This window comes from Nonomuraea sp. NPDC050540, from assembly GCF_044457485.1.
Taxonomy (GTDB): domain Bacteria; phylum Actinomycetota; class Actinomycetes; order Streptosporangiales; family Streptosporangiaceae; genus Nonomuraea.
This window is the reverse complement of the sequence record NZ_JBITHA010000007.1, coordinates 368,589-381,660: the sequence shown is the minus strand read 5'-3', so window position 1 is coordinate 381,660 and position 13,072 is coordinate 368,589. Positions and strand designations below refer to the sequence as shown.

Genomic DNA, 13,072 nt, shown 5'->3' with positions numbered 1-13,072 from the left:
TACCACGCATGGTGAAGCACGTCCTTGCCTGCCTAGCCCTTTTATGCGGAAATATCGCCCTCACCGGCGCCACCGCGGAAGCCGCCGCCACCATCAACGCCAACGTCATCTCCGTCGACGCCGGCAAGCCGATCGGCGTCGTCCAGCCGTCGGTCACCGGCCAGATGATGGAGTGGGCCTCCGACTCCATGAACAACGCCTGGGCCGAGAAGGTCGCCAACCGCTCCCTGGAGACCGAACCCGCCCGCAGTACCCTCTATGACGGCTTCGACACCGCCGACCGCTCGAAGTGGACCCCCACCAGCCTGGACGGCGCGCCGGCCGGGACGTTCACCGTCTCCGGCGGCACCGCGGCCATCACCGCCGCCCAGCCCGGCCGCTTCGGCATCATGTCCAACCCGGTCCCCGGCAGCAGGTACGCCACGGTCAGCGTCGAGACGAGGATCGTCTCCGCCACGGGCGCCAATGCGATCCTCAGCGTCTACGGCGGCTCCGGCGCGTTCACGAACTTCGCCGAGTTCGCCATCGAGGGCGGCGTGCTGAAGGTCCACGCCGACGGCCGCCCCACCTGGACGGGCGGCGCGGCCACCACGCCGTCGGTGCTGCGCGTCGACGTCTCCGGCCGCGACGGCACCGCGCGGACGTTGCGCTTCTTCCACAACGGCACGCTGGTGCACACCCTGACGGGCTTCACCGGCCTGCCCGGCGACTACCGGGCCTTCCTGTACGGCTGGAGCGGCACGGTCACCGCCGACTACCTCGCCCTCACCCCGGACGGCACCTACGACTCCTTCTCCGGAACCTCCCTGTCGCCCCGCTGGACCCCGTCCCGCCTGGAGGGCACGGCCAACGGCAGCGTGAGCGTGAGCGGCGGCCGCGCCACCGTGACCGGCGGCGCGCAGTCACGCTACGGCCTGCTGTCCGACCCCATCGCCAACAGCTCCGTGGACTGGACGACGATCGAGACCAGGCTCGACGGCGTCACGGGCACGAACGGCCTCATCAACGTCTACGGCGGCGCCGGCGGCTTCGAGCGCTTCATGGAGTTCGGCGTCGAGGGCGGCGTGGCCAGGGTCTTCACCAGCGACGGCACCGGCAACTGGACCGGCGGCGCGGTCACCCTGCCCGCGACGCTGAGCGTGCAGGTCAGCCCGTACTGGTCCAACGGCAGGCTGTTCAGGTTCTTCGTCAACGGCGTGCGCGTGCACGAGCTGGCCACCCGCACCGACGTCCCCCACCAGGACTTCCGTCTCTTCCTGTACGGCTTCGGCACCTCGGCCACCGTCTGGGACGAGGTCAAGGTCGGCCAGGTGCACATGCTCGACCGCTGGGACAACCACTTCGAGGGCGGCGGCGTCTCGGGCGCCTGGACGCCGACCACGCTCGAAGGCGGCTGGGGCAGCGCGGGCGCGGCCAACAGCCAGATGACGATCAACGGGGCGGCCGGAAGCCGCTACGGCCTCATGTCCCAGCCGCTCGTCGAGAGCGACGTGCAGGATTACGCGGTCGAGGCCAAGCTCGACTCCTACACCGGAGTGAACGGCCTGCTCAACTTGTACGCGGGCACCGGACGCGGCGATTTCTCGAAATATCTGGAATTCGGGGTCGAAGCGGGCACCCTGCGCGTCTTCGGCGACGGCGTCACCCCGTGGACCGGCCCGGCGATCTCGCTGCCCGTCACCCTGCGCGTCGAGGTCGGCGACACCGTCTCCTTCTTCGCCAACGGCCGTCTCGTCCACAGCCTCCCCAAGCCCGCCGTCCTGCAGAACACCGAGTACCACGCCTTCCTCTACGGCTACGGCACCAGCGTGACGAAGTGGGACTACCTGACCTGGTGGCGCACCGACAACGCCTGGCGTCCCGACGGGCACACCGACGTCGCCACCTACGAGCGCGAGCGCACCGCCTCCAACGGCAGCTACGCCCAGCGCGTCGACGTCCAGCACACCAGCGGGCGCAGAGGGATCAGCCAGGGCGGCATCGCCCTCACCGCCGGCCGCGCGTACGAGGTCAGCGTCTACCTCAAGCAGACCGGGCTGAGCGCGCCCGTCACTCTCGCGCTCGGCCCCGACACCGGCGACTCGCCGGGCTACACGCCCTACGCCACCGCCAACGTCACCGGCGTCGCAGGCACGTGGTCCAAGCACACGGTCACGCTCACCCCGTCGGTCACCGACCGCTACGCCAAGCTCTTCATCGGTACGGCCGGCACCGGCACCCTCTGGATCGACATGGCGGGAGTCATGCCCAAGGACCCGGCCGAGGTCGTGCACGGCGGCTGGCGCAAGGACTTCGTCGACCGGGTGGCCGCGCTCAACCCGGGCTCGATCCGGTGGCCCGGCGGGATCATCGCCGACAGCTACACCTTCAGCGACGGCATCGGCCCCCGCGACCAGCGCCCGCCCATGTACTACGGGCAGTGGGAAGCCGGGTGGATGACCAACGACGTCGGCACCGACGAGGTGCTCGGCCTGGCCGAGGCGCTGAACATCCCCGTGGTGCTCAACGTCAACTGGGGTCAGGGGACCGCGGCGACGGCGGCCAACTGGGTCGAGTACACCAACGGCGCCGCCGGTACCACCTGGGGCGCCAAACGCGGGCGCGCGCCGTACGACGTGAAGACGTGGGAGATCGGGAACGAGGTGTGGGGCTCCTGGACGCCCGGTCACACCGGCGCGGCGGCCTTCGCCGCCAGCTACGTGACCTTCCGCGACGCGATGGCCGCCAAGGACGCCACGATCACCTTCATCGGCGAAGGCGGCGACGGCACCAACAACGACCAGAGCTGGAACACCACGATGATCGCCAACGCGGGATCCAAGCTCGACCACCTGTCGATCCACTACTACAGCCCGCAGCCGCTGCCGCAGGCCTATGACAGCGCGGCCGTCTACGCCGCCTCCGTCGGCGCGCCCGCGGTGATTGGCGACCGCATGGCGACGGTCACCGACACCATCCTCAACGGCACCAGCCGGGACATCAAGATCGCGGTGACCGAGCACAACGCCATGTACTTCAACGAGGAGCACCGCAGGTCCAGGAGCCTGGAGGGCGCGTTGCAGGAGGCCGGGCTGCTCAACCTGTTCATGCGCAGAAGCGACGTCAACGAGGTGAACGCGGCCTCGACCCTCATGGAGTTCTGGGACGGCAGCGCCATCCGGCTGGGCAACAGGGGCAGCTTCGTCACCCCGACGTACCTGGTGCAGAAGCTGATCGCCGACCGCCACGGGCCGCTGCTGCTGCCCACCACGGTCACCGGGCCCACCTACAACGCCCCCGCCATGGGCAACCTGCCCGCCCGCAACGGCGTGCCGATGCTCGACGTCACCTCCACCAGATCGGCGGACGGCACCAAGCTCTACGTGTCGGTCGTCAACCGCGATCCGTCGGCCGCGCAGGCGGCGACGATCAACCTCGCGGGAGCGGGAACGGTCGGCTCGACCGCCACCGTCTCGACGGTGGGCTCGCCCGGCTACCTCGACCGCAACACCTGGCGGCAGCCGACCGCCATCCAGACCACGACCACCACGACCACCAGCGTGAACGCCCACACCTTCCCGGCGCACTCGTTCACCGTGCTGACGTTCGACATCGCGGCGCCCGCCGTCGCGGCGCCGGTGATCGTCGGCAGGGTGACCAAGACCGACGGCACCCCGATCGCCGGCGCGACGGTCACCGCGGGCGGCCCCGGCGTCGTCACCGACGCCTCGGGCCACTACCGGCTGCCCGCCGCCGCCGGCGTCCGCAACCTGACGGTGTCGGCGTCCGGCTACACCACCTATGTCCGCACGGCGGTGGAGGTGTCGGCTCTGGGCGCGAGCCCCTTGCCCGTCCGCCTCACCCCTTAGCCACCGGCACCGGCGCCCCCGCGGTTCTCCCGCGGGGGCGCCCACCCTTCGCTGGTGATCATGAGCGTCGTCCTCCTCTTGGCCATCGGGCTGCCGGTGCTCGCCGGGGTGATCGCGGCGTTGCCCAGTCCTGCGGTCCCTCACTCCAGGGGCTCGATGACGTAGCGGCGGGGGGCGACGGCGTCCGGGTGGCCGGGCAGCAGGTCCAGACAGGCCCGGTGCACCTGGCCCGGGGTGATGGCCGTGCCGGTGACGAGGTGGCAGGTGAACGTGCCGTCCCCGTCGAGCGTGACGCTCGCCGTCGCGCCGGGCACCGCGCGCTCGACCAGCCGCCGGACGGCTTCCGGCCGCACCCACGAGGTGCCGGAACGCACCCACTCCGGCCCGTACGGCATGGCCGCCACCCCGGTGACCGCCCCGATCTCGGCGACGTCCACCACCCGATCGCCCGCCGCCGTCAGCAGCCTGACCAGCCCCGCCCCGAACGCCTCCGCCTCGTCCCCGGACAGCGCCGCCGGGTTGACCCACAGGGTGAGGTCGAGCACGGTGTCGAGCCGGTTGATCCAGAGCGAGAGGTTGGCCGGCAGCGCCGCCTCGGGCAGCCAGGTCAGCTCGGGTTCGTCGACGGGGTCCTCGTCGTCGTCGGGCGGCACCTGGGCGCTCATGTCGTTGAACACGCAGTCCCTGGCGTACCGGGTGCCGCGTTCGGCGTCCATGGCGTGGATCGCCTCCCACAGCGCCTCGGAGTCGAAGCGGCTGCGCTGGTACCCGGCGAGCGCGGCCACCCGGAAGCGGGCGATCAGCTCGTCGAAGGTCGCGGCGCGCAGATCGGTCACGACCAGGGCGTCCTGGGCCAGCGGGCCGATGTGCGTGCGCAGCCTGGGGTGGGCGCGGTTGCTCGACAGGGAGGCCAGCAGGCAGGTCGGCTGGGCCGTACGGTGGCCGACGAGGGTGCCGAGCGCGGCCATCACGATCATCGAGGGGCTGGCCCCGGTCCTGGCGGCGGCACGTTCCAGGCAGGGCGTGACGGCGGCCGAGCGGACGCGCAGTCGCGCCACCATGGCGTGCTCGGTGTCGAAGGCGATCGGGAACATCGTCTGCGGCGACCTGGCCAGGCCGGTACGCCAGTGTTCGAGTGCCGCCTCGGCGCGGCGCAGCGCCGCCGGGGTGCGTTCGCCGTCGGCCAGGTCGATGGGCTGGGTGGGTTCGGGGCCGGGCAACGGCCGGCCGTGCAGGAGCGTCTCCCATTCGCGTAGCAGGTGGGCGAGGCTGATGGCGTCCACGGCGGTGTGCGGGAGCACGAAGACCGCCAGGCGTGGCTCGGCCTCCGTGCAGATCACCGCCATGCGCAGCGGGAACTCGCCTTCGAGGTCGAAGCGCGGGGCGCGCAGGAGCGCGCCCGTCTCCTCGGCGGCGCGCATCGGCGGACCGCCGTGGTCGGGGACGACCACGACCTCCAGCGCGCCCTTGCCGTGCACGTGCTGTGTGTCGGCGGTGAAGGTCGTGCGCAGGCCCTCGTGCCGGGACAGCAGCGCGAGGGTGGCGTCGGCGATCCGGTCGAGACCGATCCGCCGTGGCACGCGCTTGATCATCAGGAAGTTCATGTGCTCGGGAGGATCCCGGCGCACGCAGCGCGCCATGTTCGCCTGGCCCATGGTCAGCGCGCCCTGCCGGTCCGGCAGGCCATCGAAGTGCACGATCAGATTCAACGGAGCCCGTCCATTGTCCACGTCCACTGGAGCTGTGTAGCATCACGCTAACAAACAAATAGGAAACTTTCCTATAAGAAAATTTGTCAGGTCCGGGGTCAGAACGCACGCACCCGCAAAGGGAGTATCGGCCACGATGTTCGCCACCCTGTCACCCGCGCAAGAGCGGATGTGGTTCCTGGACCGCCTGGCCGGCGGCGACTCCAGCTACACGATGGTGGTCGCGGCCCGGCTGAGGGGCCAGCTCGACGTCACCGCACTCTCCCGCGCCCTCGGCGAGCTGGCCGCCCGGCACGAGTCGCTGCGCACCGTCTTCCCCGAGGTGGACGAGACGCCCGTGGCCGAGGTACGGCCGGCCGTACCGGTTGACCTGGAGGTCGTCGAGACGGACGAGGCCGGGCTGGGCGACCTGATCTCAGCCAGGGCCGACGCCTCCTTCGACGTCGCCCGGGGGCCGTTGTTCCGGGCTTCGCTCCTGCGGCTCACACCTGCCGATCACGTGCTGGTCATGACCATGCACCACCTCATCGGGGACGCCTGGTCGGTGGAACGTGTCATGTTCCCGCAGCTCGACGAGCTCTACGCCGCCTTCGCCGCGGGTCGCGAGGCGCCGCCGGCGCGGGAGGCTCCGCCGTACCGGGACTACGCCGCGGCGCGACGCGGGCAGGAGCACGAGGAGCAGCGCGCGTTCTGGCGCGCCGAGCTCGACGGGGCGCCCGTGCTGGAACTGGCGGCCGACCGGCCGCGGGCGGCGGTCAGGAGCACCGCGGGCGCCAAGCTCGTCCACACGATGCCGATCGAGGTCTGGAACGGCGTCGCCGAACTGGCCAGAGCCCGGCGGTGCACGCCGTTCATGGTGGTGATGGCCGCCTACCAGACCCTGCTCATGCGCCACACCGGCCAGGAGGACTTCTGCGTCGGCACCCCGGTCGCCGGACGGGACCAGGAGGAGTTCGAGAACGTCTTCGGCCTGTTCATCAACACTCTGGCCGTCCGCGCCGCGCTGGACGGCGACCCGACCGTCGGCGAACTGCTCAAAGGGGTGCGCAGGCGGCTGCTGCGCGGGTTCTCCAACGCCGCGGTGCCCTTCGAGCAGGTCGTCGGTGACCTCGGGGTGGGCCGCGATCCCGCGCGTACGCCGATATTCCAGACCATGCTCATGCTCGGGCTGGTCGGCGAGCAGCCGCTGCGGCTGGGCGAACTGGCCGGCGAGACGGTGGGGACCGGACCGGAGCGGGCCACCTTCGACCTGGCCGTGGACGTGGTCGTCGGCACGGACGCGCTCAACCTGGTGATCACCTACAGCACCGAGCGCTTCGACGCCGAGTCCGTGGCCCGCCTGGCCACGCATCTGGAACGGCTGCTGCGGGAGATGCCCGCCCGGCCGGAGGCCAGGCTGAGCGAGCTGGACATGCTCGCGCCGCGAGAACAGGCGATGCTGCTGGGCTCCGGCGCGCCCCTGGCCGAGCCGGAGCTCCGGCTGGAGGAGCTGATCGCCGCGCAGGCCCGCCGTACACCCCAGGCGCCCGCGGTGATCACGCCCGGCGACGTGCTCACCTACGCGGAGCTGGACGCGCGCGCGGGCGACCTGGCCGGGAAACTGCGCGAGCGAGGAGTACGGCCCGGCGCGCGCGTGGCCGTGTGCCTCAAGGCGAGCCCCGAGGCGATCGTCGCGCTGCTCGGCACCCTCAAGGCCGGCGCGACTTACGTGCCCCTCGACCCCGATCAGCCCGCCGACCGGCTGGCCGCGCTCATGGCCGACTGCGGCGCCGCGGTCGCGATCGGCACGTCGGTGCGCGACCTGCCCGCGCCTCAGCGAGACCTGCCCGCGCCTCCGCGCGAGCCGTCCGACGGTCCCGCCTACGTGATCTACACCTCGGGCTCCACGGGCGCGCCGAAGGGCGTCGTCGTGGCGCACGACACCGTCGTACGGCTCGCGCGGGCCTTCATCGACCTGCACGGATTCGGCCCCGGCCAGCGGGTGCTCATGGTGCCGCCGCTCAGCTTCGACGCCTCGGCCGGCGACCTGTATCCGGCCCTGCTCAGCGGCGCCGCCATCGTGCTGCACCCCTCGCCCTTCGCGCTGAGCGGACCGGAGGCGCTGCAGCTGTGCGCCCGGCACGGCATCACGATGGTGGACACGCCCACCGCGCTCTGGCGGCAGTGGGTGGACGACCTGGCCGGCCGGGACGCGGTGGACCCGGGCCCGCTGACCACCGTCATGGTCGGCGGCGAGAGCGTGCCCGTGGACCGGCTGCGCACCTGGGCCCGGCTGACCGGCGGACGCCTGTCGTTCTTCAACCACTACGGCCCCACCGAGGCGACCGTGTGCGCGACCGTCTACCGGACGGTCGACGGGTCGGAACTCGGCCCGCGTCCCCACCTGCCGATCGGCACTCCGCTGCCGCACGTGCGGGCCTACGTCCTGGACCGGCACGGCGCGCTCGCGCCCATCGGGGCGCCCGGCGAGCTGTATGTGGGCGGGCCGTGCCTGGCCGAAGGTTATCTGGGGCGGCCCGAGCTGACCGCGGAGCGCTTCGTCACCTTCCGCGGCGAGCGCGTCTACCGCACCGGGGACCTGGCCATCCGCCGGGCCGACGGGAACCTGGAGTTCCTGGGACGCGACGACCGGCAGCTCAAGATCAACGGCGTGCGGGTCGAACCGGCCGAGGTCGAGGCGGCCTGCCTGGCTCACGAAGGCGTACGGGAGGCCGTGGTCACCGGGGTGCGCGGGCGGCTGGTCGCCTACCTCACCGGGGACCGGATCACCCGGGCCGAGCTGCGCGCCTTCCTGGCGGGCAAGCTCCCGGCCGGCATGGTGCCGCACGACCTGGTCATGCTCGACGCGGTGCCCATGACGCCGCACGGGAAGATCGACTACCGGGCGTTGCCGCTGCCCGAGGTGGAGGCGGTGCCGTACGAGAGCCCGCGCACTCCCACCGAGCGGACCGTCGCCGCGGTGTGGGAGGAGACGCTCGGCGTGCCCGTGGGGCGCCGGGACAACTTCTTCGACCTGGGCGGCCACTCGCTGCTCACGCCCAAGACCGCCGGCCGGATCGCCGCGCGCACCGGGCGGCCGGTCGGGCTCGACGTCTTCTTCGCCGCCGCCGACCTCGCCGAACTGGCCGCCCGCCTGGACGGGCAGGCGGTGCGCGGGCCGGACGTGCGGGCCGACGCGGTGCTGCCGGACGACCTGGTGGTCTCCCGGGTCCCGGTCCGGGTCACCGGGCCCCGGCGAGTGCTGCTGACCGGGGGCACCGGGTTCCTGGGGGCGTACCTGCTGGCCGGGCTGGCCTCGGCGGGGATCACCGTGCACTGCCTGGTCAGAGGGTCCGATCCGGCGGCTCGCCTGCGGGCCAACCTGGAGCGCTACGGCCTGTGGAAACCCGACCTGGCCGGCACGATCGTGCCAGAACCGGGTGACCTGGCGATGGATGGACTCGCCGGGCGGCTCGGCCACCTGGCCGGGACCCTCGACCTCATCGTGCACAGCGGCGGCCTGGTGGACTTCGCCAAGCCGTACGCGGGACTGCGACCGGCGAACGTCGGCGGCACGCTGGAGATCCTCCGCCTGGCCGCCACGGCCGCGATCCCCGTGCACCTGGTCTCGACGCTCGGCGTGCACCTGGCGCCGGGGGAGCGGGTGGTGCGCGAGGACGACCCGCTGCCCGAGCCCGACCTGCTGCACCCCGGCTACGACCAGAGCAAATGGGCGGCCGACCGGCTCGCCGCCGCGGCCCGGGAGGCCGGGCTGCCGGTGGGCATCCATCGACCGGCCAGGATCAGCGGCGACACCGCCACCGGCGCCTGCCCGCCCGGCGACTTCCTGGGCAGGTTCCTCGCCACCTGCGTCACGCTGGGCGCCGTCCCCGACGGTGAGCGGTTGGACATGACGCCCGTGGACCACGTGGCGGCGGCGATCATCCACCTCGCCCGCGGCGGCGCCACCGGCGACTTCCACTACTACAACCCGCACACGCTCAGCTCCGCCCACATCGTCGCCGGTCTGCGGGAACGCGGCCTCACGCTGCGGCTGGTCCCGGGCGCCGGCTGGCGGGCCGAGGTGCGCGCGCGGCTGGCGGCCGGCGAACCCCTCCCCGTGGCCGCCTACCCCCGCTCCTTCACCGAGTACGGCCAGGCCAAGGGCCCCGGCTTCGACTGTTCCCGCACCGAACGCACGCTGGCGGGGGCCGGCCTGACCTGCCCGCCCGCCTCCGCGCTCCTGGACGGCCTGCTCACCCACCTGATAGCCGCCGGGGAGCTTGACGTCTCCGGCCCTCGTGCGCGTTGAATAGGCGAGCACACCAGTACCAAGGTCCGGGCCGCACGGGAGACACCACCACATGAACACACCACCTGCCGACGCATCGCCCGTCCGGGTCGGAGCTCTTGTTCCGCTGACCCGGCCGGGATGGGCAGAAGCGGGCCGCCACCTGCTCGCCGGACTCGAACTGGCCGCCGGTGAGGTCAACGACACCGGCGGGATCGGCGGACGGCCGCTCGACCTGGTGGTCAGGGACACCGCGGCCGATCCGGCGAAGGCCGCGGCGGCCGTGGACGAACTGGCCGGCCTGGGCGTGGCCGCCTTGGCGGGGGAGTACCACAGCGTCGTCGCCCGTGCCGTCGCCGCCAGGGCCGACGCGCTCGGCCTGCCGTACCTCTGCTCGTCGGCGGTTCTCGACGCGCTCACCGAACAGCCGACAGACTGGGTCGCGCGCCTGGCCCCGGCGCAGTCCCGCGGCTGGCGGATCTACGCGGACTTCCTTCTCGGCGCGGGCCACAGCCGCATCGCCGTGGCCGCCCAGCCGAGTGTCTACTGGGCGTCGGGGGCCCGCATCCTCCGGGAACACCTCGACGTCATCGACCTCGACATGGGCACGCTCGCCCCTGCGGACGTGTGCGACGAACTCGCCGGAAACGGCGCCACCGCCCTCCTGCTCCTGGTCGGCCACCCGGACCCGGCGGTGCCGATCGTCAGGGCCGTGCGCCGCGACCCGCGCCTGTCCGGGATCTTGATCGGTGCTCCGGCCGGACAGCCGGAGTTCGCCGGATGGGCGAGCTTGCTGGGCGAGGACGGCGCCGCGATCCCGTTCCTGCGCTACCTGCCCGAGCGCCTCAGCCCCCTGGGAGCACGCGTCGAGACCGCCCTCCGCGAACGGCTGGCCGAAACGCCGTCCTTCGTCGCCTTCGAGGGCTACGACACGATCACGGTCCTGGCCGGCGTGCTGCGTTCCCAGGGCGTGGACCGGCCGGGCATCGCCAAATCCTGGCCGCACGTGGCGGTCGAGGGCACCCGCGGCCAGATCCGGTTCTCCCGCACACCGGGTATCGGCGTCTGGCAGTGGGCCTGGCCGCCCATCCAGGTCGCCGACCGGGATCCCGCGGAACCCGGCCGCTTCCGGACTCTCCACACCGGCTCATGATCCGCACGTGAAAACGCGTTGATCGGGCCGCGAACGCGGTATTAGGGTGCGGTCACGCCATCGACGTGAGGACACCGGCTTGACCCCGCCCGCTCTTTAGACCTGACCCCGTTTCCCGACGCCGCGCAGCCGCCGGCTGCTTCGGCGTGCCCGTCAGGTCTTCAGAGAGATCATGTCTTCACAACCCCATATCGATCATGTCGTGCTGCCCTGGATCGTCCGGCGCACCCGCCTGCCCCTGCTGACGCTGCGCTGCGCCGGTTGCGGGGCCGCGTCCGCCACCACGGGCGAGGGCCGCTTCCGCGTCAACGCCAACGGCAAGCTCCTCGACGTCTGGCTGCTGGTCCGCTGCGCCGCCTGCGACCGGACCGGCAAACTCACCGTGCACGAGCGGACTCCGGCCCGCTCGGTCGCGGACCTTCGGGCGTATGAGAACAACGATTCCGAGCTGGTCGCGCGCTGGTTGCTCGACCCGTTCTTCGCCCGGCGCAACCGTTTCACCCTGGACTGGACGGACGCCTGGCGCCTCGTCACGCCGCCGGAGCGGCCGGATCCATGCTGGCCGGTGAAGGTGGAGGTGTCCTTCGCCGACCCGGTTCCCGTCCGGCCCGACCGGTTGATCGCCCAGGGGCTGGGCATCAGCAGGGGCGAGACCGAGCGCCGCATAAAATCCGAAATATCCCTCGTCCGACGGATACATACGGACTTCTCGTTCATCATCCTGCCGGCGGACTGACCAGCACCGTGCGGCGCGCCCTCCGCGAGGAGGGCGAGCCGCACGGCTCCGTTCCATCGGGGACCGGCGCGGCTATCGCACCAGCACGATCGAGTTGATGGGCGTGAAGTCGTACGCGCCGTAGGCACCCGTGGCGCGCTGCACGGGGTAACAATCGGCGCCGTTGTAGCCCTTGCATATCTGGAAGCCGGCTCCGCCGGTCTGGCTGTTGATGAGGATCTTGGTGCCGTACACGTTCACCAGATTGTGTGCCCCGTACGAGTACCAGATGTTCCGGCGCGCTATGGAGCCGTCCGGCTCCTGGAGGCACACCGCCCCGCTGGGGCATGAGGCGGTGGCGCTCGACTGGAGGACTGGCTCGGCCTGCGCGGGACCGGTTGCGGACAGGGTGGCGGCCACGGCGCCGATGACGGCCAGGCTCATCATCCGTTTCATGGATCTCCTCTGTGCGACGGAGTGCGGGTCGATCTCGGTCTACCACCCGGATGTTGATTGGCTTCAGGGCGCGCGGAAAAGACAATCAATTCCAATCAACCTCGCTGACGTGCCCTGCAACGGCTGATCAGGCGGTGGCAGGCCCGTCGGGTGGCTCAGCCGCCGGGGCCGGTCGGCTGGATCGGCGCGCCGTCGCCGTCGCGCGGCAGGTCGCCGCGTTCGACGGGGCTGGGAGGCGGCGAGGGTGTTCCGTCGCCGACGGCCGGCTTGGCTTCCTCGGCCGCCCGCTTCAGCACGGCCCGGTCCACCTGCCCGGCCTGGCAGACCAGCCGCACGTAGTGGCTGGCGCGGACCGCGACGTACTCCTGACGGCCCTCGTGCTCGGTGTACCAGCCGTCGCCATCGCGCTCGCAGGTCCCCACACATCTGTATGGTGTCCGGTCGACCCGCAACTCCACCTGCCCGCCGTCCGCGGAGGTGTAGACGGCGCCGAACCCGTCGTCGCCGACCGCGCCCACCGACTGCTCGGCCAGTGTGAACCCGGGCAGTTCCACCACGTACATCAGCTCGGGCGCCACACCCTGCCGGGCGGCCCGGTCGATGACGGCCTGGCTCAGCGTCGCGCCGGAGCCGCAGCCGGACAGGGCGATCAGCGCCAGCAGCGCGAAAAGGAGACGCATCTGCTCAGTGTGGTCCGCGCCGGTTTCACCGAGGTCACGGGCCGGATCCGCCGGCCCGGCCGATCCCTGCGGCAGGAAGGCCCGGCTCGGATACGTGCCCGGCGGCCGGCGATCGAGGTCCGGTGACCGTGGCGACCACGGTGCACGGTCTGCCGCCGCCCGCACCGGGGACTCCCCCGGGGAGCCGGTCGTCGGACACGTCGTCCACCGGCACGCCAAGTGGCATCGGGCGGCGGGTGTC

At 72.0% G+C, this 13,072-nt stretch carries 7 protein-coding genes; 4 read left to right on the top strand and 3 right to left on the bottom strand.

Annotated features, from left to right (window positions below):
* Positions 1-8 precede the first annotated feature (8 nt).
* Positions 9-3,848: an alpha-L-arabinofuranosidase C-terminal domain-containing protein gene (locus ACIBI5_RS26035; RefSeq protein ID WP_397250985.1), complete on the top strand. Its 3,840-nt coding sequence runs from the start codon at positions 9-11 to the stop codon at positions 3,846-3,848.
* A gap of 140 nt (positions 3,849-3,988) precedes the next feature.
* On the opposite strand, the gene ACIBI5_RS26030 is transcribed toward ACIBI5_RS26035, so the two are convergent.
* Complete coding sequence (locus ACIBI5_RS26030; RefSeq protein ID WP_397250983.1) at positions 3,989-5,545, bottom strand: condensation domain-containing protein; 1,557 nt, start codon at positions 5,543-5,545, stop codon at positions 3,989-3,991.
* Positions 5,546-5,693: 148 nt separating this feature from the next.
* Between ACIBI5_RS26030 and ACIBI5_RS26025 the strand changes: the two genes are divergently transcribed.
* From ACIBI5_RS26025 to ACIBI5_RS26015, 3 genes are all read left to right on the top strand, one after another.
* Positions 5,694-9,848 carry an amino acid adenylation domain-containing protein gene (locus ACIBI5_RS26025; RefSeq protein WP_397250981.1) on the top strand — a complete coding sequence of 1,385 codons (4,155 nt, stop codon included), beginning with the start codon at positions 5,694-5,696 and terminating at the stop codon, positions 9,846-9,848.
* Positions 9,849-9,900: 52 nt separating this feature from the next.
* Positions 9,901-10,980, top strand: a complete 1,080-nt coding sequence (locus ACIBI5_RS26020; RefSeq protein WP_397250979.1) for an ABC transporter substrate-binding protein — start codon at positions 9,901-9,903, stop codon at positions 10,978-10,980.
* A gap of 202 nt (positions 10,981-11,182) precedes the next feature.
* Positions 11,183-11,716 carry a DUF1062 domain-containing protein gene (locus ACIBI5_RS26015; RefSeq protein WP_397250977.1) on the top strand — a complete coding sequence of 178 codons (534 nt, stop codon included), beginning with the start codon at positions 11,183-11,185 and terminating at the stop codon, positions 11,714-11,716.
* Positions 11,717-11,788: 72 nt separating this feature from the next.
* Here the strand turns inward: ACIBI5_RS26015 and ACIBI5_RS26010 are convergent, their stop codons facing one another.
* The gene (locus tag ACIBI5_RS26010; protein WP_397250975.1) at positions 11,789-12,151 is read right to left on the bottom strand and encodes a hypothetical protein; all 363 of its coding nucleotides are present in this window, start codon (positions 12,149-12,151) and stop codon (positions 11,789-11,791) included.
* 155 nt (positions 12,152-12,306) lie between these two features.
* A complete protein-coding gene (locus ACIBI5_RS26005) occupies positions 12,307-12,831 on the bottom strand; it encodes a hypothetical protein (RefSeq protein WP_397250973.1) in 525 nt (174 codons plus the stop codon).
* Positions 12,832-13,072: the final 241 nt, after the last annotated feature.

Excerpts from the sequence above, each read along its gene's own strand:
- ACIBI5_RS26025 (WP_397250981.1), top strand. The coding sequence starts at position 5,694 with ATGTTCGCCACCCTGTCACCCGCGCAAGAGCGGATGTGGTTCCTGGAC.
- ACIBI5_RS26005 (WP_397250973.1), bottom strand. The coding sequence starts at position 12,831 with ATGCGTCTCCTTTTCGCGCTGCTGGCGCTGATCGCCCTGTCCGGCTGC.
- ACIBI5_RS26035 (WP_397250985.1), top strand. The coding sequence starts at position 9 with ATGGTGAAGCACGTCCTTGCCTGCCTAGCCCTTTTATGCGGAAATATC.
- ACIBI5_RS26020 (WP_397250979.1), top strand. The coding sequence starts at position 9,901 with ATGAACACACCACCTGCCGACGCATCGCCCGTCCGGGTCGGAGCTCTT.
- ACIBI5_RS26010 (WP_397250975.1), bottom strand. The coding sequence starts at position 12,151 with ATGAAACGGATGATGAGCCTGGCCGTCATCGGCGCCGTGGCCGCCACC.